This window comes from Paenibacillus hebaui (assembly GCF_051934385.1).
GTDB lineage: Bacteria > Bacillota > Bacilli > Paenibacillales > Paenibacillaceae > Paenibacillus.
Genome location: NZ_CP196836.1, coordinates 6803941 through 6829246, shown reverse-complemented (window position 1 = coordinate 6829246; position 25306 = coordinate 6803941). Strand labels below are relative to the sequence as shown.

The window sequence follows — 25306 nt, the reverse complement described above, 5'->3', positions numbered from 1 at the left end:
TTGGAAGTATGACATGTGTATGCTTGGTCTATAGCGGAGAAATCAGGGGGGACCATGATGAATTGGAAACAAGTAGCCTTGGGTACGTTCGGGGCAATCACCTTGCTCACGACAGTAGCATGCGGGGGAACAACGGAGCCGGGGGGCAATGCACAAGGCGGGAAAACGGGCACAGACATTACGGTAAAAGAGAATACGAACACGTCGGTGTACCAGAGTTTTAAGCTGGAGAAGATCGACAAACTGCCGAATATGCGCGGGGTCGCATGGCTTAGTGATGATTGGATTGTATCGGATAAGGAAAACAAGTCATTGAAGCCAGTCACCGTTGAAGGACAGAAGCGATACCCGCATAACTTATACATGTATGATTTGACCAAAGGAACGGATACGCTACTGAAGGAAAGTGAAGCCAATTTGGGAGCACCTTTGGTTTCACCAGATAGCCAGTATATTTTCTACCGGGAGCCGGAGGAAAATACGGGCAAAGGTTACTTTCTGAACCTCCATAACGGGGAGACCACTGCGGCTGGCAAGGAGGATGGTTTCATCCAAGAGGGTGCGTGGCTGGATCATGACCATGTCGTTTTTCCCAATATGAAAGGTGATCTCATCTCGGCAAGTAAGGACGGTACAACGAAAGTGCTGGTGGAGACAGGCAACTTCAATGTACGAAGCATCAAGGTTTCAGGCGATATGATCTATTATATTACGGGTGAAGACGGCCAGCTGAATGTATACGACACAAAGACCGATGAAGTGAAACAGGTGCTGAAAAGTGTGGAGTGGGTCATTCCCTCCAATGATGGAACCCGGCTGGCGATTGTGAAAAAAACAGCGGATACCAAACGGGCGCTGGTGCTTACCGATCTGGAAGGTAATGAAAAAGCCACGCTTGCCAGAGGCACGCAAATCTTTGGCACGAGCTGGTCTGGCGATGATTCCAAAATCGCCTATACGATCAATTCCGAGAGTGACGACGAGAAGGGCTTGTTCATATCCAATACAGAATCTGCCGAACAGTTCCAGATCTCAGCTGATATGGACAATGCCTCTGATCCGGTCGCCTGGAGCCCGGAGGGCAACAAGATTCTGTTATCGCAGGCCGTATTGGAGAATGAAGCGTATCACTTTTTGACTTCGGTCATTACGATCTCGGAATAGGATGGTTGGTGCAGTAGATGTTCCATATCTTTCATCCCTTTCTATACATTTATATTGACTAAGCTATTCCGCTTCCGATAAACTAGAATGCAGGAATAAAAGTCGAATGTCAGGCAGCAGTTCGAGACGATGTTTCGGGCGGCTGTTTCTTTTCTTTTTTAGAAGTAAGGGTGCAACGTAGTCGTCTTGCCGGATGATCCGGCTAATAACAACATGGAATAGGAACAGGTGATATACATGTGTAACAGCGCGTACCGCGTGCTTTTATATTATAAGTTCGTGAAGATTGAAGACCCCGAGACGTTTACGCAAGAACATCTGCAATACTGTAAGGACCTGGGTGTAAAAGGCCGTATTCTGATTGCATCAGAAGGCATTAACGGTACCGTATCCGGAACGCCTGAACAGACAGAACAATACATGAATGACATGCTTGCGAACCCGCTGTTCAGCGATATGGTGTTCAAGATTGATGACGTGGAAGAGCATGCGTTCAAAAAAATATTTGTTCGTCACAAAGCAGAGCTGGTTACGTTTCGTTATGAAGAAGAGCTCGACCCGAATGTACTCAGCGGCAAACGTCTGTCTCCGAAGGAGTTCTATGAACAGCTTCAACAAGACGATGTGGTCGTGATTGACGGTCGTAACGATTATGAATATGAGATTGGTCATTTCCGAGGAGCGATTCGCCCTGATGTGGAATCATTCCGTGAATTCCCGGAGTGGATTCGTGAGAACCTGGGTGATCTGAAAGATAAAAAGGTCATTACGTATTGCACAGGCGGTATCCGCTGTGAGAAACTGACTGGCTTCCTGATGAAAGAAGGATTCCAGGACGTTGCCCAATTGGACGGTGGTATTGTTACTTACGGTAAAGACCCGGAGGTGCAAGGTCGTTTGTTCGATGGTAAATGTTATGTGTTTGACGAGCGGATCTCCGTGCCGATTAACCGGACGGACGAGGATATCGTCATTGCCAGCTGTTATCACTGTGGAACGACACATGACCGATATATTAATTGTCCAACCTGCAACCTGCAGCATATAAGCTGTGAGGATTGCGAAGAGACGCATAACCGCTTTTGTTCGGATGCCTGCCGGGAGGTAGCACCGGTACACGCATAAGCAGGAGAGCAGGTGCTGATTGTGAAGCGCGAAGAGGAACGAACGACGCGTGAACGTATTTTGTTCATGCTGAAGCAGCAAGGTACATTGACCGCGAGGGAAATGACAGCTGAGCTGGGTCTGACCGGAATGGCCATCCGCCGACATCTGACGGCGCTGGAGCAGGACGGCTGGATTGAGGTTCGGGAGGCCCGGGCTACGGCAGGACGCCCATCCTCGGTGTACCACTTGACGGTACGCGGGGACAGCTATTTTCCAAAGTCATATTCTTCCCTGACCCTGGAATTGCTTGAGGAGTTATCTGACTCAGCTGGCAGTGGTGTGGTGGATGCGTTGTTCGAGAGTCGCCGGGACAAGCTGCTTCGCAGCGGATTGCCACAGATGGAGGGCCAGGATCTGGCCGGACGGGTGGAGGAACTCGCGCGAATTCAGAATGCCAACGGATATATGGCGGATGCTTCCAGAGAAGAAGATGGAACCTACGTCATTACGGAAATGAACTGCCCGATTGTGCAAGTCGCGAGTGTCTACAAGCAGGCTTGCCGCTGTGAACTGGAACTGTTCCGCTCGCTGCTTCAAGCCGAGGTGGAGCGTACCGAATGTTACGCCGATGGCGGCAAAAGGTGCAAGTATGAGATTCGCGAAGCGTCGGGGAATTAACTGGTTTATAAACAAGAGATTGTTTCGATTCGTCGAGATAGTCTCTTTTTTTGTTAATAAATTACGTATAAACGCTATTTTAATATGGCGATGCGTGTTATAATGAAGCTAACATCCAGTGCATGTTCGCATCCTTATATTTGCTGATACTTCAGCAGATATATCCTGTTCATTTTGCGCGTAGGAGTGAATAATGATGACAGAGTTGCTTGATCCCAAGAACGATTATGTGTTCAAACGAATCTTTGGAAGTGAAGAGAATAAGGATGTTCTTCTGGCTTTTCTAAATCACACCTTCAAAAATGCAGGTGAATCCTTACTGACCGAAATTGTGTTGATCAACCCTTATCTGGAAAAGGATACCCCGAGAGATAAACAGTCCATTCTGGACATACGGGCCAAAACAGATCAAGGTGAGCTAATTAATGTTGAAATGCAGTTGTTTAATCAGTATGATTTAGAGAAGAGGACTTTGTTCTATTGGGGTAAACAATATTCCGGACAATTACTTGAAGGACAGAGATATAGTCAACTCAAAAAATGCGTTGCGATCAACATTGTTAATTTCAAAATGCTCGCTAATGACCAGTACCACAACGTATTTCATTTAAGAGAAGACCATACCGATATTCCGTTGACGGATGTTATAGAGATTCATTTTATGGAAATACCAAAGCTGAATGATGAAAATATTCAAATGAAGGATGGATTGGTGCGTTGGCTGTTATTTCTGAAAGGAATGACTAAATCAAGCTGGGAGGCGTTAATGATGCACGAACCGGAACCGGCTTTGAAAAAAGCCATGAGTGTATTGGAGTTTCTGAGCCAGGATGAGCAAGCGCGTCAACGATATATCGACCGTCAGAAATTTCTATGGGACGAAGCTTCCATGATTGAGGGCGCACGAGAAGAGGGTCTCAAGAAAGGCATGGAGGAAGGAATTCAAAAAGGAATCGAAGAAGGGATCAAAGAAGGAATCAAAGAAGGAATCAAAGAAGGAATCAAAGAAGGGATCAAAGAAGGTGAAGCTGAGAGCAAGCGGAAAATCGCAATGAATATGCTCACTTTAGGTCTTGATCAGGCTACTATTATTAAGGCTACCGGACTAACATCGTCTGAATTAGAGGAACTGCAAAAAGAAAAGGAATAAAGCACTCTGGAGCTATCCTTTGATTGATATAAGGCGACTTTTACCCAAAGTACATGGGGAGGGTTGCCTCTTTTTTTTGAAGATTTCAAATGTGAGAAAATCTCATCCCGTAAGTAACTTGACACATGAATTCACTCATAATAACATACGTTATATAACATGTGTTATTAACAAGGGAAGGAGAAACATATGCCACCCAAATCCGAGATTACGCAAGAAAAAGTGTTATCCGCCGCCTTTGAGCTTGTACGGACCCAAGGCTTGGAGGCGCTAACTGCGCGAAACGTTGCTCAGGCGCTCCATTGTTCTACCCAACCGATATATAGTCTCTACAGTAACATTGAAGAGTTGAAATCAAGCGTGTATGACAAGGCTGCCGAATTTGCTCGGCACAGTATGGTGGAATATAAGGACGATGCTAATTCTCCTGCTTTGAACCTGACCATTGGATTCCTGTACTTTGCACAGAACGAGAAGCAGCTATTTCGAACGTTGTATCTCTCGGGATACCGACAATACAATCCCCACACCGATCAATTTCTGGGTGAAGAATTAACCACGTTTTATATGAGATATAGCAAGCGCTTGCAAGATGTATCCGTAGAGCAACTCAAGCGCATTTTTCTTAAACTTACAATCTATCTAATTGGCATTGGGACACTTCTGAACTCGCACACCTTGGAGCTGGACATGAATGAAGCGATTGAGATGATCCGGGAAATGTACGAGATGTTGTTGCACAAGGAAGGTCTCACTTATTAAATCCAATGAGGGAGTGAGCAAGATGGTCCATAGGCTCGGCAACAAAATTGGTGAGGGCGGATGTGCAGAAGTATTCGAATGGGAAGATGGCAGTAAGATCGTCAAGCTGGCCAAACCTAACACTATCACGGCTGCTTTGGAGGCCGAACTTCATCACTGTCGAATGGCTTCGGCGTGTGGGTTGCCGGTTCCTAAACCATATGATCTGGTGACTGTTGAAGGTCGAGCAGGTATTGTATTTGAACGGATTGATGGCGAGACGATCATGCATCGCTTTGTAGACAGAGCAGTTGAGCAGTCCAGAATGCAGAAGCCTTTGGATGTCACGGAAGACTTCGTGAATGCTCGGATTACAGCACAGCTTTTTCACCAGATTCATTCCCATTCAGTGGACCATATGCCGAGTCAGCGGGACAATGTTAAGCATAATATTGTCGAAGCACAATACTTGTCTGAGGCAGAGAAAGCTGCTGTGATTGCCCAATTGGATCAATTGCCCATGAAGCAGCAGTTATGTCACGGTGATCCAAATCCAGGTAACATACTGCTCAGGGACAATGATGCAGTCATTATTGACTGGAACAATGCCTCAACGGGGAATCCGGAAGCGGACTTGGCCGAATACATTATTATGATTCGATACGCCATACTGCCTCCGCATCTGCCACATGAAGCGACGGTTGTTCTCGATGCCACGAGAGAGGCCAGCATTCAGGTCTTTATGGAGGAGTATGAGAAGCTGTCGGGGATTGGTTATGCAGATGTTGAACCCTGGATTGCACCTGTTGCAGCACGCAAGCTGATTGCGGATGCCATATCCGATGCAGAGAAAACATTGCTCATGAACGAGATTAGAAGAAGAATCTCCACTCTTTAGTAGTACCTTATATACTGTCGCGCCGAAGGTGCCATCTACAGCCATTTGTGGGTGGCTTTTTGCAATATGTAATGTTTTCTATCACCATATGACGATAAAAGAAAATTGGAAGCGGTTCAACCATTGACGGAAATCGGGACGCACCTTAATATTAGGGAAACAATAAAACAACACGGGTCATGGACTTCAGTCGCATGAGAAAAGTCTATATTTGTCTGCTTTTGTCGATCAAAGCAACAATGCGTTGAAGCGTTCGTTTTGTCCCGCCCTATCGTGTCAATGGAATAGCGATAAGGGTAACTACATTTTATAAGATGGAGAGGGGTTCTCACACATGAAAAAGAAATTCTGGATGTCACTGATGATGGTTGCATCAATGATCGTAGCAGCAGGTTGCGGAAATAACAGCGGTACAGGCTCGGAATCCGAAGGGTCGGGGAGTACAGCAGGGGAAGGCAGCGCAGAGAAATCATATCAGATTGCCATCTCCCAAATTGTTGAACATCCATCTCTGGACGCTACACGCGAAGGTTTTATTGCAGCGCTGAAGGATGCAGGCATTGAAGAGAACAAGAACCTCAAAATTGATTACAATAACGCGCAGGGTGATTCGACGAACAACCTGTCCATTGCACAGAAAATCTCGGGCGATTCCAAGAATGAACTCGTACTCGGGATTGCAACGCCATCTGCACTGGCTCTGGCTCAACAAGTGAAGGACAAGCCATTGCTGTTCGCTGCGGTAACAGATCCACTTGGCGCTAAACTGGTGAGTGATATGGATAAGCCGGGCGGCAACGTTACAGGTGCATCGGATACCAATCCGGAGGCTATTGTACAATTGGCTGACTTTATCGCCAAAAATCTGCCGGATGTGAAAACGGTAGGTTTGGTCATTAACGAAGGTGAACCGAATGCGGTGGTTATGGCAGATAACGCAGAAAAAGCGCTGGCGACCCATAATATCAAGCTGGTCAAAGCACCAGTTACGAATACATCCGAAGTAAAACAGGCGACGGATTCTCTCGTTGGCAAAGTAGACGCCTTCTACATTACGCTCGATAACTCTGTCGTGAGTGCGGTCGACACCATTATCCAAACGGCGAACAGTAACAAAATTCCGTTCTTCTCTAGTGATCGGGATACCGTTGAGAAGGGTGCATTCGCAACAGTTGGTTTCAAATACTATGACCACGGATATCAAGTTGGTGAGATGGCCGCGGACATTCTGAAAAATGGTACGAAACCTGGTGATATGAAAGTCACTGTTCCGGATAAGCTGGATCTGATCCTGAACCTAAAAGCGGCTGAAGCCCAAGGCATCACGGTTACAGACGAGATGAAGGCGGAAGTGAAGGATCAAGCCAATAACATGATTCAATAATCTGACTGGGTGATCATCCAGCAGATAGATACGAGGCGGACGGGCAACGGGTTCGCCTCATTCTTTTCGATAGACAGGGGGAACTTGCGTGAGTATAAGTTGGAATTCAATTGAAGGGGCAATCGAGTTGGGACTGTTATATGCCCTGATGGCACTGGGCGTGTATATTACGTTCCGCATTCTGGATTTCCCTGATCTTACCGTAGACGGGAGTTTTACAACAGGAGGCGCAATTGCGGCGGTTATGATATCCAATGACTTCTCTCCTTGGCTCGCCTGTTTGGCGGCAATGGCTGGAGGCATGGTGGCTGGCGCATGTACAGGCCTGTTGCATACCAAAGGAAAAATTAACGGATTGTTATCCGGAATATTGATGATGATCGCCCTGTACTCCATAAATATGCGTATTTTGGGCGGGTCGCCGAATAAATCCATTATGGGCATGGATAATCCATTTTCGGGTGAACATGTCATGGTCATTATTATTGTGGTGGTACTTTTGTTCAAAATCATGCTGGATCTGTTCATGAAAACAGATATTGGACTTGCGCTCCGCGCCACAGGTGATAACAAACGCATGATTCGCAGCTTTGGGGCAAATACAGATGTGACCACCATTGTGGGTGTTAGTTTGTCCAATGGATTGGTTGCTCTATCTGGCGCTTTTATTGCGCAGCAAGCAGGCTTTGCCGACATCACAAGCGGGATTGGTATGATCGTTATTGGACTGGCTTCAGTCATCATCGGGGAAGCCATTCTCGGTGCAAGAACGGTATTCTGGGCTACACTCGCGGCTGTAGTCGGCTCAATTATATACCGAATCGTAGTTGCGTTGGCATTGGAAGTAGACTGGTTCAACACGTCTGACCTGAAGCTGATCACTGCTGTCATTGTCATTATCGCTCTGGTGTTCCCTTCTTTGCGGCGCTCCATGAAGCAGCGAAGCTTGGCTCGCAAACGAACGGAAGAGTTGATGCGAACCGGTGGTCAACAGGCGAAGGGGGGGATGTAATCATGCTGGAAATTACGCAAGTGACCAAATTGTTCAATCCCGGCACTACGGACGAGAAGACCGCGCTGGTTGGCGTGAATCTGACGATGAATCCGGGAGACTTTGTGACGGTGATTGGCAGTAATGGAGCCGGTAAATCCACGCTGATGAACATCATTTCGGGCGTGATGAAGCCGGACATGGGTGATGTGCTGATCAATGACCGTTCGATTAAGAACCTGCCTGAGCACAAGCGCAGCAGCTGGATTGGACGGGTGTTTCAGGACCCGATGGCAGGAACGGCACCGCATATGTCCATCGAAGAGAATATGGCGATGGCATACAAACGCGGCAAAGGACGCGGACTGGGCTTCGGGGTGACCCGTACCAGACGGGAGATTTTCAACGCCCAATTGGAGAAGCTGGGCATTGGACTAGAGAAGCGAACTAACGCGAAAGTGGGCCTCTTGTCTGGCGGAGAGCGGCAGGCACTTAGCTTGCTGATGGCAACCTTTACCCAACCGCAGATTCTGCTGCTTGATGAGCATACGGCCGCGCTTGATCCTTCACGTGCCGAACTAATCACGGAACTAACGGAGACACTTGTGCGTGAGATGAGATTAACTACTCTGATGGTGACGCACAATATGGAACAAGCAATTCGTCTGGGTAACCGTTTGATCATGATGGACAAAGGCCGAATTATTCTGGATGTCAGCGAAGAGCGCAAACGTACACTGACCGTACCTGAGCTGCTGGGCGAATTCGAGCGTATTAGCGGTAAAAAGATGGCGGATGATCGCGTTGTGTTGGGTTAAGGTAAGGAGATAACTTGTTCCAAGAATAGGCGTTCATGCCATAACAAGCTCTTTATTACAGAAACCTTTTGCGTTCTCGCAAAGGGTTTTTGTGGTATGTTGAACACGATGAGAATTACGTTGGAATAAGTGGAAAGAACAATGAAGAAGAATGAAGAGACATTGAATAGGGCATCGAAGAGAACCGATAGATTGAATCTATATCATTTCGGATTAGCGAATATACATGGGGGGAACTAGGCATGTCTTTGCAATTTGATGAAGGGACATATACCGTAACACGACGTACGGATTCCATTTGCCTGCTCGCCAAGGAATTTGCACTGCTGCATTTTCTGTATGGGAACAAGGAAAAAGCCTTTACGCGCAGCCAACTGCTGGACCGGGTATGGCCGCTGGAATATCCGGTTGAACGCACCGTGGATGATCATATCTATCGATTGCGTAAGAAACTGAAACGTTGGGATGAGATCAGTCTGGATACGGTACGTGGTTACGGTTATCGACTTTCCTTACGCGAAAACAGGGCCAGCCTCCCCACCAACCCATCTGCTCATGATCCGGAGATGCAAGAAATCATTCATGGACTGCTCCGCAAATATCATTTGTTTGGCCAGGGTAACTCCATCCAAATGCTGGTTCAACAGCAGGAGGCTCTTGGCGTTCAGATTGTCCCGTACTATCAGATGTATATTCATTTTATACAAGGAGATTTGGAGTGGCTGAGTACAACTGATGAATTCCCCTTTGAAGAGCGTCTATATTGGTTGCTGATCTATGTGCATGCCCTGGTTGAACCATCGGAAAGTTTGGCCTTATATGAGCAGGCTCTGAATTCGTCTGTCCTGTCTGCCGATCAACGCCGTGAGCTTCGCATCCTGAACATCATAGACATCTATGCTGAGACGGGTCAGTATCTGCGAGCCAAGGAGCAGTTGGAAGAAACCTATCGGGTGATGGAAACAGACGAGCTGGTTAATTTCAGACTGACGGTAGCCCTTGCAGCGTTGTATGTGGAACTGTGGGGTGGAAGCGGTGAAGCCGTTGAGGCTCAGATGGCAGTCCTGCGAGCAGGATTAAAGGATGCTCCGTATCTGCGGGAGATCGGACGTTTTCAGGTGATGGAAGGGTTATGGTTGCTTCGGCAAGGACGAGTTCGTGAAGCGGAACTTAGAATGGATGACGGTCTGGACGTATTGAAGATGTCGTTGAACGCGCCGCTATATCTCAATTCTGCATATCAGGTCCTGCTGTTTATGGCGCATCATCGCATCGAAGGCAGACTTCAGAGCAAATATCGTCAAGTGTATGCAGAGATCGGCAAAGCTTACGGTGTTCCCGCATATGGACAGCAGATTGTGGATGAAGTACGCAACTTTTTATCCCCTGTCCCCCCATCCTCTGATCTTCCTCTGATATAACACCCTTATGATTACAGCCAAGGAACATACAGATCCGCAAGCGGCTGTAATCAAGGGAGGAAGCACACGTATGACCATCATTTCCAATGAGTCCACTCCATCTAATGAATCTACAGAATCAACCATTCCATCAAAAGACTCATCTGCCGAGCCATCCACACGTTTATGGAGCAACCTTCGGTTTGTTCGTATGTTTATCGCATACTCGCTGGCCACGTTTGGAGACTGGTTCGATGCGCTCGCCATCCAGGTGATGGTTGCTTATCGGTGGGGTGCTGATCCGCTGATCATCGCGCTTATTCCTGTCTGTATGGCTGTCCCGGGCATATTACTGGGCTCCGTTGCAGGTGCACTGGCTGATCGACTGCACAAAGTGAGGATCATGATGCTGTGCGATGTGATCACGGTGATTCTGACTGTGGCTATTTTGTTTGCGCCGAGTCCAGTATGGTTGCTTCCACTTCTTGCCCTGCGGGCCACGATGGGAGTGTTCCATGTTCCGGCCCAGCAGGCGTTAACCCGCCAGGTGGTGGCAGAGGAGCATTTGTTTCAGGCTTCGTCCCTGAACGGTTTTGTGAACCAGTGTTCGAAAGTTGCGGGACCGCTTTTGGGTGCAGTCATTTTGGCCTTTTTTTCACCACAAATCTGTATTGTCATTAATGCCTGTACCCGTCTGTTGTCGGGTGCGGTGTTATGGCCCTTACGCCGTTTAGTGGAGAGGCAGGAATTTGCTGTATCAGACGGAAGTGCTGTGGGCACAAAGGATGGATCGGAATCCTTCTTCACCCAGTGGCAGCAAGGCTGGCATTTTATACGTCGCAACCGCACCGTTCTGAGCACGATTTTGTTTGGCTGTTTTGGACTCATGGCTATTCTCATGATCGATTATCAGTTTACGACCCTGTTTCGGGAGATCAAGCCGGGCAATGAATCACTGCTCGGCTGGTTGGGTTCATCGGCAGGCGCGGGGGCAGTAGTCATCATCCTGCTGTTAAATCGGCTGCCGAGAATTGGTTATGGGTGGGGACTTGGTGGAGGATATCTGTTAGTGGGTGCCGGAATCGCTGCATTGGGGTGGATCGGCCCACAAACACCCGAAATTTGGGTTATCATCTGGGGTCTGTGCATCGGACTGGGTAATGGACTCTTCATGGTAACGCTGAATTATTTGCTGCAAAAAGAAACTCCTCCTGCCTATGTAGGGCGCGTCTTCGGCATCCAAAATTCACTGTCCAGTGTGGTGCTTGTCATTGCCCCGCTTGCAGGAGGTGCCTTAATTCGTGCCGCAGGGCCGAGTCCCACTTTTCAATATATCGGTCTCGCTACGCTAGTGATCGGTCTCGTCGGCATACTGCTACAGCGCATCTTGTGGGAGGTGAAACAACCTCTCGGGTCGGAAGTGACAAAGGTGCTTCCGCAGGAACCAGCTTGAACCTCTTGCGCTGCCGATTATTGTTGCAGCAGTAGCATAATAAATGCAGAAATAGCCACCTTCGGGGTTATCCGAAGGTGGCTATTTCTGCGTTGTGATGTATTGAGTGCTTGCGTTGCTTGGCACGCCGCATGGTGCGCTGCAGCCCAGTGCAAAATGCTGCTGGTACACCTCTAATTTTAAGGGGAATCAGATTTGCATCATTCGATTTAACTCGCTCCGGGTAAAAGAGTTGGACGGGAAGAAGCACCCCGATCCAACCGAAGTATAGACGAATAGAGGCATTGCGATCTAGATATTGCTGATTGGAAGACACTCTTTGGATCTATGCAAAATGCTCAAATAAGCAACTGTGTAAGCTCAGTTGTCCACTATCGGACTTCCATCGGAGGATTGTTCTGACCGCCAGCGGCCTAGTGTAAAATCATTCGTTTAACTTATCTAGACTCAACTTATATCATTCCTTGCGAATGACTGCCCGGAAACAGCGAATCGGCGCGCCATACATGTCAGACCAGATGGCATCGTCCGGTTCGTCCACGATCAGCTTGCCTTCAATGGTCAGTCCAGTGACAGCCATGATCGTCTCCAGTAGATCGGGACGCATCTCGGGCACATCGAAGGTTGCGATTAACTTTCCATCCGGCTTCAGCACCCTGGCGAACTCACGAAAAGCTCGCAGCATCGTGCCTGCATCCAGATGCTCCAATACAGAGATGCAGAACACGCGGTCAAATTTGCCGGCTTCATACGGAAGCTGAGCTAGATTGGCCTGAGCGCGGTGCAATTTGACGAGGCTTGAATTCGGTAGATTACGTGCTGCCTGCTCACCAAAATCAGAGGCGATGTCCAGCCTGATGGCTTCTTCAGACAAAATACGCTCATCCCAGTCACAGGCGTGGACTTCCTGGCAATGTTCTGCGAGCCAAAATTTGAATGGATGGGAGATGCCACAGGCAGCATCGAGCACAACGTCGTCCTGACGTGCGAACTGACGGGCCCATTCATATTCGTAGGGGCGGCTCCACCATGCCGGATGCAGTGGAAAGATTAGTGTATTCGTTTTGGGGTCACTCTCCCGAATGTATCTTGATTCCATTAATTTAGTTGGTTCAGGTATATCCATCATCCCCGAATTCCCTCCTTTAATCCTGCTTCTGCCAGAAAAGATGTTAACACTGTACTCCATCTGCGCCGCCAATGGGATAAATCATAGGACAGTGCTGTCTCACGCGCGTAAATACCCAACCGTTCCCGTTCTGCTCGGTCTTGAACGAGACGTACTAGCGCAGCGGTCAGTGCCTCCTCGCCGGGAGGGACCAACAGACCGTTGAAACCGTCCTGAATCAGATCATTCAGTCCGCCAACATTAGAAGCAACTACGGGAAGCCCGCAGCTCATCGCTTCCAGACAGGCATAGGAAGTTCCTTCCGAGAAGACCGTTGGAATTACAGCGATATCTGCCTGATGATACGCCTCGCGAATGTCCCGAAAATCATAGGTGCGCTGTATAATTCGATCCGCATGCGGGTGAGTACGATGCCAATAGCGGAAGGATCGGCCCACCGTACTGCCTTCGACTAGCTCTCCGGCAAATTCAATCTCCAGATCAGGAAAGGCACCCAGTAGACGGTCTGCTGCCAGCATCATCGGAATAATCCCCCGCTCCATACTAATGCGGCGTGGATATAAAACGCGCAGAGGACGAGAGAGGGGCCTATGTCTCACAGCAACGCTATCGTCATCTTGCTTCTCGGGAGGTTTATCGCTGGTAACACCATGCTGCCAACCATAGGGGTCTGGACTGCTGTCCTGAACTTGCAGTTCATAATCGATTGCCGCGATCTCCGAGCTGACCACCGCTTGCCTGCCTTCTCCGTTATTCCATTTTGCACCCAGTTTTGTTTTATTAAGTCCTGATATAGCTGCACCAACGTTTTCTTCATGACTCGCCAGATCTTTCTTCCATGCTGCAAGCCATTCGCCTTCCTGTTCATGCTCGAAAGTGCGTCTGGGTGGTGCGGGGGTGAAGTAGGACGTATCGACTGTATTTGGAATGAGGACAACCTGTCCGGGATCGTTGAAAGTACATGCTGCCCGGCAAAAGGTTTGAAAATGCGAATCCACAGATACGATACGTATAAGTCCGTCCAGTGCCTGCTGGATGTGTTCGGCGACCTGTTGCTTGGTATTCAGGGGCAGACCTGGGCGATCCCAGTTAATGCCATGGCAGATCCCGAGACTGCCGGGTTTGTAGGCAATGGGTTGCCAGAGACAGCTTGCATAGATCACGGGACCGCGTGCTGCTGCTGCCATTCGGGCGAAGGCTTCGGGCACATCATTCATATCGTAGGCATAACCGAATACATCGATTTGTTCTGTTCGGGTCTGAAACGCTTCGAAATAGGACAACTGATGAACCTCCGGGATATGTCCGAGTCCGCGAATTACACTGCACAGATCCAAAATATAACGCTCCAGCCCACCACCAAATACCCGGCCGAATTCCCGGTTGTAGCCATTGGTGAAGCTGTGTGTCAAAATGCTGATCACGCCCATCTCACCGCTCCTCCTTCCAGGGAATCAACCGGGGCTCCGGGTCCAGAATCGACTCGTAATGCTTCAGATTTCCCCACTCCCCGTTAGGATCAATGCGTTTATAACGCAAGTATTTACGGACCCGATCCTCCAGGCTGCCCGACCAGCCGAGGTGTTGTACCTTTAGCTCCGTATTGATGCCCGGTAATACGGTGCAGGGCAACGGAAGACGAGGCACATGATGATTTTGCTGAGGATAAAAATAGGGATAACCCGGCATGTAGCGCACAAGTGAAGCCGTATGTCTTCTGTGCAGACCCCAGAGGTCATCTTCCCGATAGTGGGTTCGGCCACCCCACATATCGTAAAATCGGAATCCAATCCAGTCCGCATACTCCTGATTAATCAGAGCGCGTATGGCTTCTTTGGCTTCCATACTGTAAAGTTCATCGGCATCCACCGAGAGCAGCCAATCTGGGGAGGTACCCGCAGCTGCTTGCCATAGAGCATTCCGCAGTCTCCATTCCTCGGCAAATAATGGCTTTTCCAGCACCTCCAGGCGAACGACTTTAGGATAAGCTCTGCATATATCAGGTGTTCCGTCCGTACTGGCATCGTCCACAATGACGATCTCATCCACGAATTCACTCAGATCGTCCAACACTTCTTCAAGGTATCGCCCACGCTCATTGCGAACCTGAAGCATGGCGGTCAATTTGTTGTCCTGACTTTTGCGAACCCGGCGAATAGATGCGGACTCCCCCTGTAACACCGAGGTTTCCTGTTGTTGCTTGGGCTTATCCTGGTCTTCCAGAGTATTTTCTGCATAGCCGCTGTTCTGATTGTTTGGTTCGTTCGGTGTTCCGGTGGAAGAAAGGGTTCCTCCGGCAGAGCTGACCGACTGTAGAATCGGACCCTTCACATGTTGCCTTCGTTTCTTCGGGTCCAGCATTATGGCACCTCCCCCAGCAATTGTTGTACGGCATGTTCCAGCAGTTCCATCTCTACAATCTGGGCCAGTGCATCTTCATCGTCCAATGCCGTTTCGAGAAACTGCCTCACTGCACCGTGACGTTCACCGCGTAGCGCCATGGCTGTACCCGACAATTGCTGATAATCGCGGCGACTGGGGCTATCCTGGATATCGACCTCATGAACCAGTGCCAGCGCATCTTCCACACGTCCGGTCTCTTGATAAATGCGGAACTTCCAATGTCGTGCCGTTTCTCCACCGAGTTCATCCAGTATGCGCAGGGCGGTTCCATAGTCGTCATTCAGACGCAGCAGTTCCGCTCGTACGAGCTGATCTTCTCCGGCTTCCAGCCAGCGGCAGAGTTGTTCATAATGATGCCGTTCCTGTTCATTGCCTGCACTGATTCCGTAAACCTGCAGGGCTTCTTCAATTTCCCCGGCTTTGGCGTGAATGGCAGAGAGGAAGCGGTAGTGTGAATTCACACTATCGTTGCGCCCGCTCGTTACCGCATGGGTGAATGACTCCTTGAGTGAAGCGGCTGCTCTGGAATCTCCCAGCACATATTCATAGGCTGCCAGCAAAAAGGAAATCGTCTCATGCGCTCCTGTTTTGGATCGGAGCTGACGGTAGAAGTCAGCCCGCACACTGCATTGAAGCGGGGTTACCGTATCTTGGACACCCGAAAGGGTCTGCCGCAGAGCATGCAGAAATAACAGTTCGTAGTCCCGAAGAGGGACTTCAAGGTCATCCTTTTGCATTGTTCCAGCGGGTGAAGGATCTTCTCCGTTTAGCCAGATGGCGCGTACTCCCTGGAATACGAGCTTCATGTACCGTGTTTCCGATGATGTACCCACCAGATCGGAGATGCCGATCAGCTTAGAGATACAGCTCTCCCACAAGGGAGACTCAATTTCATCACCAACCGGCTCGGGAAGCAGTGCAATACATAGCTCCGGTTCAAGCGAAGCCGTTGCCGTAAGCCAGTAGGGATGGGCCACTACCGCGACGGTGTGTGGTTCCTGCAGCATGCTCTCTGCCTCAGAGAGTGGAATTACGGTAATGGCCGTAGGCATATCCTCAGAACGTTCCAGGCTGCTGACGTAGTAGACGACCCCTTCGGCTGCCAGCAGAGCAGTGATATCTGGATAGGGGAACGTGGACCATCCCCCCTTTCGAGGGAACAGAATATAACGAATCGGGGATCGTGCCGTATCCACTTGCCCTGCATGGATATCTTGTTGGGGCTTCGAGTCCGGGAGTGGAGCAAGTTCTTCCATCAGTTCATCACCTCACTTTATTGTTGGATTTGCAGAAATGCTCCATATGTAAAGCCCTCACAGCATTGCGCATTGTATGCCTGACTCTAACATATGGGCGTTCCGTCCCAAACATGAGCAACTTCCGTGAATAGACGAAGCTGGCGAGCTTAAAGAGGTTGTTCAAAAAGTCCGCTTTTGATTACGAATCATGCCTAGCAGCATCATCAGCATCGAAGTTGAAATTCAGCCGAATAAGCATATGCTTGCGAAGGTTGTTTCCTTCGGAAACATTGTAGTTGCTCACGTCGTTTTCCCTACACTCCGCTACTCCATTTCTAGCTTCATTCCATCTTCTCGGTACTGAAAAACAGACTTTTTGAACACGCACTTGAAGATTAGGCTGAATTTTATCTATTGTGTGACCAGCGTCACTTTTTTTCACTGTCTTGGCAGACTTTGTGATAATTGTCACATGTATAAAATAGCCAATCTGGCACAATACGTTCATCAAACGTATTTGGCGAACAGACATCGAAGGTGCAGCTTCAATGCCAGATATGTAAAACTGCGATATGAACAGAAAGAAGGGGTAACGGTATGGATCCGATCATGTTGTCGCGTATCCAATATGCGCTTACAACGATTTTCCATTTCTTTTTTGTGCCGCTTTCCATCGGTCTGGTGCTGCTGGTAGCGATTATGGAGACGTTGTACGTAGTCAAGGGTAAGGAAATTTACAAAACGATGGCCAAATTCTGGGGCAAGCTATTCTTGATTAACTTTGCCGTCGGTGTGGTCACAGGTATTTTTCAAGAATTCCAGTTCGGTATGAACTGGTCGGAGTACTCCCGGTTTGTCGGGGACGTATTCGGTGCGCCACTGGCGATTGAAGCTTTGCTGGCGTTTTTTATGGAGTCTACCTTTATTGGGATTTGGATTTTTGGATGGGATCGATTGTCCAAAAAAGCGCATTTGGCTTGTATTTGGCTAGTATTCGTGGGTACATTCCTGTCTGCGCTGTGGATTCTAGCAGCCAACTCGTTCATGCAGCATCCGGTCGGATTCGAAATAAATAATGGCCGCGCCGAGATGAATGATTTCTTTGCACTGATAACGAATGGTCAGCTGCTGGTCGAGTTCCCGCATACCATCTTCGGTGCGTTAATGACGGGTGCATTTGTGGTGACGGGAATTAGTGCCTACAAGTTGATGAAGAAGCAAGACGTGGAGATCTTCCGCAAATCGTTTAATATTGCCATCATCATTGCTCTTATTTCTTCAATCGGTGTTGCCTTCTCGGGTCACTTCCAGGCGCAATATCTGGTCGAGACACAGCCGATGAAGATGGCTGCCAGTGAAGGGACATGGACAACAACAGAAGATCCTGCGCCTTGGACTGTCGTGGCATTTATTGATCCGGATAAGCAGGAGAGTTCTGGTGAGCTGAAAATTCCGGGACTACTCAGTTATCTGTCCTATAGCAAGTTTTCCGGCAGTGTTAAAGGCATGAAGGAATTGCAGGCAGAGTATGAGCAGACGTACGGACCAGGAGATTACATTCCTCCGGTACGGACAACTTTCTGGAGTTTCCGCATCATGATTGCTGCCGGCGGATTGATGATTCTGCTTGCTATATACGGTACCTATCTGGCGATGCGCAGGAAGCTGGAGGGAGCGGGCAAGTGGTTTATGCGTCTGATGGTGTGGGCCATTGCACTGCCGTTTATCGCCAATACTGCGGGCTGGATTATGACCGAGGTAGGAAGGCAACCGTGGACGGTATTTGGGTACATGACGACTGAAGCCGGAGTGTCACCGAATGTGTCCGCAGGGCAGATTTTGTTCTCCACCATCGCGTTTACAGCGACTTATGCGATTCTGGGCGCAGTGATGGTTTATCTGTTCGTTCGTGAAATCAAAGCAGGGCCTTACGCAGTCGATAAGCCGGAGGATCACGATGAATCGGCCGATCCGTTCGGCGTGGATGGGGGTTATTCTGTTGTCACTAAGTGAGTTATGGTTTTTGTTGATTGCTGTTTTGTTCGTAGGGTTTTTCTTTCTGGAAGGTTTTGATTTTGGAGTGGGCATGTCCACCGGAATTATTGGCAAAACGGATCGTGAACGCCGCACCCTGATCAACTCGATTGGCCCGTTCTGGGATGGCAACGAAGTGTGGCTGATTACAGCAGGGGGCGCTATGTTTGCAGCCTTCCCGCATTGGTATGCCACGTTGTTCAGCGGGTTCTATCTGCCCCTTGTTGTGGTACTGCTGGCCTTGATTGGCCGTGGAGTGGCCTTTGAATTCCGTAGCAAAATGAGACATGAACGTTGGCGCAAAACATGGGATGTCATCATCGTTGTCTCCAGTGCGTTGTTGCCTTTTTTGTTCGGGGTTGTCTTTGCCACACTGATGAAGGGTCTGCCCATTGATGGGGAGATGCAGATGCGCGCAGGATTCCTGGATATTGTTAATCCGTATTCCGTCGTGGGTGGTTTAAGTGTGACCTTGCTGTGTCTGGTTCATGGGCTGCTGTTTGCTTCATTGCGGACAGTGGGTGATCTCAGAGAACGTGCCTTGAATACGGCGAAAAAACTGATGCTGCCGCTGGCCGCAATCCTTGCGGTCTACGCAGGAATGACATACTTCATGACCGATGTGTTCGCCGTACGTGGATGGGCACTCTGGATTATGGTTACACTTGGAGCGGTATCGTTAGCATTGGCTGCCTACTTCGTTCGTCAAAAACGTGAGGGCTGGGCGTTCGGGATGACGGGAGCCGTGATTGCTATTGCTTTTGCCTCCGTATTTATCGGTCTTTTTCCAAGAGTCATGGTGAGTTCCTTGGGTCCGGCGTTTGATCTGACCGTCTACAATGCTGCATCCGGTGCCTATTCACTCAAAGTGATGACCATCGTGGCTTGTACTTTGCTGCCGTTTGTACTCGGTTATCAGATCTGGAGTTACTACATTTTCCGCAAACGTCTGAACGAGCAGCATCACCTGGAGTACTGACATGGGACGGGGGTTGCTGAAGCTGCCGGGCATCCGGCCCGTACTGGCGCTGGTTTCAGCGCTGGTGCTCTTGCAGGCGATGACGATTATTATGCAGGCCAAATGGCTGGCGCAGGTCATAACGGCATTGTTTGAAGGATCTTCCGTAAAGGAGCAATACCCTGTACTGCTGCTGTTCCTGGCTGCTTTTGCTGCCCGCTATGCCATTTCCTTCTGGTTGCAGCTCGTTACTTCGAGGTATGCAGAGAAGACAGGAACGGATCTGCGTAGACAGATGGTGGAACAGTGGTTCCGGTTGGGACCGCGTTTTGCCAAAACGGAAGGCACAGGACATCTGGTTACACTGGCACGCGAAGGAATAGCCCAGTACAAGACATATCTGGAACTGTTTATTCCCCGCATGCTGGGCATGGGGTTTACACCCATCCTCATTCTGCTGTATGTGTTGAGACTGGATTGGATGTCCGGGATTATCCTGATGCTTACACTCCCGATCCTGATTGTGTTTATGATTCTAATTGGTTTGGCTGCCCAGCGTAAGATCGATGGGCAGTTCAAGTCCTACAAAGCGCTGGCGAATCATTTTGTCGATACACTGCGTGGACTGGAGACATTGAAAACACTGGGACAGAGCGGCAAACATGCGGATACGATTATTCGGGTCAGCCAGCGGTATCGGAAGGCCACGATGTCAACCCTGCGTATGGCCTTTCTGTCCTCGTTTGCACTCGACTTTTTCACCATGCTGTCTGTAGCCACAGTGGCAGTCGGACTGGGGTTGCGTCTAACGGAAGGGCATATGTTACTTGGTCCAGCGCTGACCGTACTCATTCTGGCCCCGGAATACTTCCTGCCCGTACGTATGGTAGGTGCTGATTATCATGCTACATTGGATGGTAAAGAAGCCGGGGAAGCCATCGGACAGATGATTGAGCGAGGAAAAGCGGCTGAACGGAAGCAAAAGGAAGCTTACACAAATACCGTTATACATGGTGTGGTAGGAAAGGACGAAGTTTCCCTTTCGCCACAACATAATAGATTGGATCACGAGGTGCCGATGTCGACTCTCTCATGGGATGAGGACAGCAGACTTGCGCTTACCGATGTGCAGGTACAGCATGAGAAGCACGGACCTTGTTCCCTGAATGATGTCACATTTCAAGTCTCGGGTCTGGGTAAGGTAGGGATTATTGGAGCCAGCGGTGCAGGAAAGTCAACCCTGATGGATGTACTGGCAGGCTTCCAACCGCCGACCTCAGGTCAAGTATTAATGAACGGCGAGCCTTTATCTCCAGAGATGATGGAAGCATGGACAAAACAGGCTGCATCCATTCCGCAGCATCCAACTATTTTTAGTGGCAGTCTGGCGGATAATGTTCGTTTCTACAAGCCGGAAGCTTCCGATGCGGAAGTAGCAGAAGCGATCAATGCAGCCGGATTGAACAAACTTGCGTCCTCGTTGCCAAGTGGATTGCATGAGCTAATTGGGGCTGGTGGCAGACAGCTCAGCGGTGGACAAGAGCAACGGGTAGCTCTGGCACGGGCTTTGCTCAGTGCGCGGCCCGTCTTGCTGCTGGACGAACCGACAGCGCATCTGGATGTGGAGACGGAGTATGAACTGAAACAGACGATGTTGCCGTTGTTTGAGGGCAAACTGATCTTTCTGGCGACACATCGTCTGCACTGGATGCCACATATGGACCGGATTATCGTCATGGACGGTGGCACGGTAGCAGAAACAGGTACACATAAGGAATTACTGGCACGCCAAGGTATGTATTATCAGATGGTTCAGGCCCAGATGGAGGCGGTATGAGATGAAAGCCGGATATGAGCAGACGGAGACCGTCCGAAACGGGAGAGAAAAGAATAGCTGGATCGCTCCTTATGTGGCACAGTACCGCTGGAGATTCATTGCAGTCATTGCGCTGGGAACATGCGCGACGTTGTGTGCGGTGCTGTTGCTCTTTACCTCCGGATTTCTCATCTCCAAGTCCGCACTGCGTCCTGAAAATATTTTGATGGTGTACGTGCCCATTGTGGGTGTACGCGCATTCGGGATTTTTCGCGCCGTGTTCCGATATGTTGAACGGTTGGCTGGACATGACGCGGTCCTGCGTGTGCTTGCGGATCAGCGAGTGAAGCTGTACCGGATTCTGGAGCCGCAGGCACTATTTCTACGTTCGCGTATGCAGACAGGAGATGTGCTCGGCGCACTCGCAGAAGATGTGGAACGGCTGCAGGATATTTATCTGCGTACAGTTTTTCCCGCGGTTACTGCGCTGATGATGTACGGTGGCGCTGTTGTGGCTTTTGGCAGTGTTGATCCGGGCTTTGCCCTGTGGATGAGCCTGTACATGTTGTTTTTGGTCGCCGTGCTGCCTGCCCTTTCACTCAAAGTGACGTGGAACCTGCGGGTGAAGCTGAAAAAGGAAAACAGCAAGCTCTATACCCGCCTAACGGACGGTGTACTTGGCCTCGGAGATTGGGTGGCGAGTGGGCGAGCCGGAGAATTTGTACGTCAGCAGGAGCAAGCAGAGGGAGAGGCTGATGCAGTACGTCGCCGATTGCGGCAGTGGACACGCTGGCGTGATCTGCTTGCCCAATGCGTCATCGGGCTGATGGTGGTATCTGTGACGTTATGGGCAGGGAATGCAGCTTCCGCCGGGCAACTTCCTGCTGTCATGATTGCCGCCTTTGTACTGGTACTGTTTCCGCTAACGGAAGCGCTCCTGCCAGTAGGTGATGCTATAGAACATATTCCGCAGTATCGTGAATCGCTGGAACGATTGCAGCGCTTGGAAGGTAAAGAAGAGTATCAAACGGAGCAGCATGGAGCCGAAGAAGCTGGCGAAACAGAGAGCTTGATCTCTGCATTAAAAGACAGCGGTGCATTGGCTGGGAAGCATTCGGGTTCCTCGTCCTCACATGCTGCGGAGAGTGTCTCAGAACGGCGAATTCGCCTACGCATTCCGCCCAAGTTAAGAGCAGACATCGAGATGGAGCATTTAAGTTACCGTTATGCATCAGATGATGCCTATGCAGTACATAATGTCTCCCTTCACCTTCCTCAAGGCAAACGGTTAGCTATTCTTGGGCGCAGCGGTGGCGGGAAGTCAACACTCCTGAAGCTGATTCAGGGGGCATTACTTCCGTCCACCGGGAAGGTACTCATCAACAATCTTCCTGTTCAGACACTTGGCGAGAATGTGCCTGAGGTTATTGCCGTGCTCAATCAGAGCCCACATTTGTTCGATACAACGGTAGCGAACAATCTACGGATTGGCCGTCCAGATGCAACAATGGAGGACATTAGGAGGGTGGCCGCGCAGGTGGGCTTATCCGGTCTGATTGAATCTTTGCCGCAGGGGTATGATACGCCGATGCTGGAGACAGGTCTCCGTTTCTCGGGCGGGGAACGGCACCGAATCGCGTTAGCCCGGGTATTGTTGCGGGAAACACCTGTTGTCATTTTCGATGAACCGACGGTAGGTCTTGATCCGGTGACGGAGCGAGCGCTCATGCACACGATCCTGGACAGTATGCAGGGCAAAACGATGATCTGGGTCACCCATCATCTAATGGGCGTGGAACAGATGGACGAATTAATTTTTATGGAAAATGGGCAGATCACCATGCAGGGTTCTCACGAACAATTGCTGGCTCGGGAAGAACGTTACCGCCGTCTCGTTGAACTTGACCGGCCAGGCTGGGCCGCCGGACAGAAAACTGCGGCGGTTCCGCTGCCGCCTGCTGCTTCTAGATAGCAGGTACTCCTGGTATAACAACATAGAGAGACTGTTGGTTCTCTCTGAACGCCCAAAGGGGGCTGTCTCAAAAGGAATCTCCCCTCGCTCCAAGCGCTAACGAAACTGCCGCGTCTTAAAAGGCGTATAATCAAGGAATGCAACGTTTAATGAACCTCAGTCACGTTACTCCGTCATAAAATGGTGTCAAAGCTTGAAAATCGATCCAATTGATGAAATAACGTCTCTGTGATTCATTACATCTCGGTTCTGTACAAATGGGAGCGAATAGGGTGTGCTAGGTTCCTTAGAATAAAATAACGCAAACAAGGGTTGTCCTCCGTCATGTTCATGACTTATGGACAACCCTCTTTTTTTGTCATGCTCACTCCTTGCCTGTAGTCATAACGCAGCGATACACGTATTGCTGACGGTTTCTCGTTATGTTCGTTTGGCAATGGGTCTGATGATGAATGGCGTTAAGGCCGATCTGATAACATCGGCTGTGCACCACGCATGTGTTTGTTCAGATCTTCTGTTCCAGAAGCAACGCTGTGCCGCAGGATTGCCGCAGAACCAGTTCCGGCTCTACTTTAATGCAGCGGTTATCCATCTGTTTGTTCATCAGATCGAACAGAATCATGGCGGCAAGGCGTCCGATTTTGTCGGTATCCTGCTTGACGGTTGTTAGCGGCGGATCAGTATAACGGCAGGCTTCGATATCGTCGCAACCTGCAACAGCGATATCCTCCGGAATCCGCAACCCCGCTTCCTTAAAGGCGCGGATAGCTCCGAATGCGAGCAGATCCGTGGCTGCAAACACTGCGCGTGGCAGGACGTCACAGGTGAGCATTTTTTGGGCGGCTTCGTATCCGTCCACCGCGGCATAATCCTTGCTGTATACCACCCATTCGGGGTTCTCCTCAAGACTAAACTGCTTTAGGGAACGCTTAAATGCCTTCTCCCGCTGTTGCATCACGAGAGAGGCGCGCTCCAGCCCGATAAAACCCATTTCCCGGTAACCATTCATATAGAATTGCTCTACAACCTTGGTCGAAATCTTCTCGTTATCCGACATGATGTAACAGGAGCTCTGTCCTGTCAGCTCGATGTCAATTCCGATACAAGGAATGGGACTGGCATCAAGGTCGGACACACTGCTCTCCACTTCATCCCCCGCAATAATAATGCAGCCATCGACTTGAAAATACTTGGATCGCGCCAAGTAGTCCTCGCCCTGGTCCAGAAACTTCTCATTCGAGAAAAAGAGTAAATCATATCCAAGCAAGCCGATTTGTTTCTTAAAAACATTGATGACCTGTACAAAGAAAGGGTGGCTGAAATCTACGTTCAGTTTCCCTGCAAAAACGACACCAACGAGGTTGGATTTTTTGGTTGCGAGCGTTTTGGCTGAAGAAGAAGGACGATAGCCGGTCTCTTCCATAATCTTAAGCACGCGCTGGCGAGTCTCTTCGCCGATATCTGGATAGTTGTTGATGATCTTGGACACCGTTGCAACAGACACGCCGGCTAAACTGGCTATCGTTTTGATATTCATTTACATCCCTCAGATTCTAAACTAGTTTCGTAAAACTGCGGCTGTGTCCTTTTTCGCTTTCCTGCAAATATTCTATGCTACAACGACCCATAGAGTCAACAGCAGAAGGGGTTTTTCATACTGGAATAATATTCATCGATATATTTTAAATGGTCAGAGAGATTTGTTACGAAAATATCAATCGAGTTTTAGCTCATTAACTGGATAAGTATAGTGGATTTAAGTCGTTTTGATAGGGAATAGGTATGTATATCACCTTCGAGGCATATGCTGATTGCAGCAGTTTTCGTAAAGTTGAACCTGGCTGTGAATGAGATGGAGAGGTGAAAAAGTCCTTATATCAAGCCGATTAGGAGCATATAAATTTAATAAGAGAAATTGACTATTTACAAATTAAAGAGGTAGAGTCATAATAAGGATGAATTTAACGAAACT

General features: G+C 49.3%; 20 protein-coding genes. 15 read left to right on the top strand and 5 right to left on the bottom strand.

Features of this window, described 5'->3' with window-relative positions; genetic code table 11:
• Positions 1-54 precede the first annotated feature (54 nt).
• The 11 genes from ACR32F_RS30695 to ACR32F_RS30645 all read left to right on the top strand — a co-directional run bounded on the left by ACR32F_RS30695 (position 55) and on the right by ACR32F_RS30645 (position 11784).
• Complete coding sequence (locus ACR32F_RS30695) at positions 55-1164, top strand: hypothetical protein (protein ID WP_440114167.1); 1110 nt, start codon at positions 55-57, stop codon at positions 1162-1164.
• Positions 1165-1401: 237 nt separating this feature from the next.
• Positions 1402-2289 (top strand): oxygen-dependent tRNA uridine(34) hydroxylase TrhO, encoded by an 888-nt coding sequence (gene trhO, locus ACR32F_RS30690; RefSeq protein WP_440114165.1) that lies wholly within the window; start codon positions 1402-1404, stop codon positions 2287-2289.
• 12 nt (positions 2290-2301) lie between these two features.
• On the top strand, positions 2302-2949 hold the full coding sequence (locus tag ACR32F_RS30685; protein ID WP_440114163.1) for a helix-turn-helix transcriptional regulator: 648 nt from the start codon (positions 2302-2304) through the stop codon (positions 2947-2949).
• 196 nt (positions 2950-3145) lie between these two features.
• On the top strand, positions 3146-4099 hold the full coding sequence (locus ACR32F_RS30680; protein WP_440120068.1) for an Rpn family recombination-promoting nuclease/putative transposase: 954 nt from the start codon (positions 3146-3148) through the stop codon (positions 4097-4099).
• Between the two features lie 189 nt (positions 4100-4288).
• The gene (locus ACR32F_RS30675) at positions 4289-4861 is read left to right on the top strand and encodes a TetR/AcrR family transcriptional regulator (RefSeq protein WP_440114160.1); all 573 of its coding nucleotides are present in this window, start codon (positions 4289-4291) and stop codon (positions 4859-4861) included.
• A gap of 22 nt (positions 4862-4883) precedes the next feature.
• Positions 4884-5738, top strand: a complete 855-nt coding sequence (locus tag ACR32F_RS30670; protein ID WP_440114157.1) for a phosphotransferase family protein — start codon at positions 4884-4886, stop codon at positions 5736-5738.
• 334 nt (positions 5739-6072) lie between these two features.
• A complete protein-coding gene (locus ACR32F_RS30665) occupies positions 6073-7122 on the top strand; it encodes an ABC transporter substrate-binding protein (RefSeq protein ID WP_440114154.1) in 1050 nt (349 codons plus the stop codon).
• A gap of 148 nt (positions 7123-7270) precedes the next feature.
• Positions 7271-8134: an ABC transporter permease gene (locus ACR32F_RS30660; protein ID WP_440120067.1), complete on the top strand. Its 864-nt coding sequence runs from the start codon at positions 7271-7273 to the stop codon at positions 8132-8134.
• Positions 8135-8136: 2 nt separating this feature from the next.
• Complete coding sequence (locus tag ACR32F_RS30655) at positions 8137-8931, top strand: ABC transporter ATP-binding protein (protein WP_440114151.1); 795 nt, start codon at positions 8137-8139, stop codon at positions 8929-8931.
• A gap of 242 nt (positions 8932-9173) precedes the next feature.
• A complete protein-coding gene (locus ACR32F_RS30650) occupies positions 9174-10352 on the top strand; it encodes a winged helix-turn-helix domain-containing protein (protein ID WP_440114148.1) in 1179 nt (392 codons plus the stop codon).
• Between the two features lie 70 nt (positions 10353-10422).
• Positions 10423-11784 carry an MFS transporter gene (locus ACR32F_RS30645; RefSeq protein WP_440114145.1) on the top strand — a complete coding sequence of 454 codons (1362 nt, stop codon included), beginning with the start codon at positions 10423-10425 and terminating at the stop codon, positions 11782-11784.
• Positions 11785-12241: 457 nt separating this feature from the next.
• Here ACR32F_RS30645 and ACR32F_RS30640 read toward each other — a convergent pair whose 3' ends face one another.
• Genes ACR32F_RS30640 through ACR32F_RS30625 form a run of 4 tightly spaced genes read right to left on the bottom strand, consistent with a single transcriptional unit; the run spans position 12242 to position 16572 of the window.
• Positions 12242-12913, bottom strand: coding sequence for a class I SAM-dependent methyltransferase (locus ACR32F_RS30640; RefSeq protein WP_440114142.1), 672 nt, complete (start codon positions 12911-12913; stop codon positions 12242-12244).
• Positions 12910-14343: a glycosyltransferase family 4 protein gene (locus tag ACR32F_RS30635; RefSeq protein WP_440114139.1), complete on the bottom strand. Its 1434-nt coding sequence runs from the start codon at positions 14341-14343 to the stop codon at positions 12910-12912. Before ACR32F_RS30635 ends, ACR32F_RS30640 begins: the two co-directional genes overlap by 4 nt.
• Before the next feature lies 1 nt (position 14344).
• Positions 14345-15274 (bottom strand): glycosyltransferase, encoded by a 930-nt coding sequence (locus tag ACR32F_RS30630; protein ID WP_440114136.1) that lies wholly within the window; start codon positions 15272-15274, stop codon positions 14345-14347.
• Positions 15274-16572, bottom strand: coding sequence for a hypothetical protein (locus ACR32F_RS30625; protein WP_440114133.1), 1299 nt, complete (start codon positions 16570-16572; stop codon positions 15274-15276). Before ACR32F_RS30625 ends, ACR32F_RS30630 begins: the two co-directional genes overlap by 1 nt.
• 579 nt (positions 16573-17151) lie before the next feature.
• Between ACR32F_RS30625 and ACR32F_RS30620 the strand changes: the two genes are divergently transcribed.
• From ACR32F_RS30620 to cydC, 4 genes are read left to right on the top strand one after another with little or no spacing between them, the layout of a single operon-like run.
• Entirely contained in the window at positions 17152-18567 is a 1416-nt protein-coding gene (locus ACR32F_RS30620; protein ID WP_440114130.1) for a cytochrome ubiquinol oxidase subunit I, read from the top strand.
• A complete protein-coding gene (gene cydB / locus ACR32F_RS30615) occupies positions 18551-19567 on the top strand; it encodes a cytochrome d ubiquinol oxidase subunit II (protein ID WP_440120066.1) in 1017 nt (338 codons plus the stop codon). Before ACR32F_RS30620 ends, cydB begins: the two co-directional genes overlap by 17 nt.
• 1 nt (position 19568) lies before the next feature.
• Entirely contained in the window at positions 19569-21383 is a 1815-nt protein-coding gene (cydD, locus tag ACR32F_RS30610; RefSeq protein ID WP_440114127.1) for a thiol reductant ABC exporter subunit CydD, read from the top strand.
• A 1-nt stretch (position 21384) separates the two neighbouring features.
• On the top strand, positions 21385-23334 hold the full coding sequence (gene cydC / locus ACR32F_RS30605) for a thiol reductant ABC exporter subunit CydC (RefSeq protein WP_440114124.1): 1950 nt from the start codon (positions 21385-21387) through the stop codon (positions 23332-23334).
• 505 nt (positions 23335-23839) lie between these two features.
• Here cydC and ACR32F_RS30600 read toward each other — a convergent pair.
• On the bottom strand, positions 23840-24871 hold the full coding sequence (locus ACR32F_RS30600; RefSeq protein ID WP_440114121.1) for a LacI family DNA-binding transcriptional regulator: 1032 nt from the start codon (positions 24869-24871) through the stop codon (positions 23840-23842).
• Positions 24872-25306 lie beyond the last annotated feature (435 nt).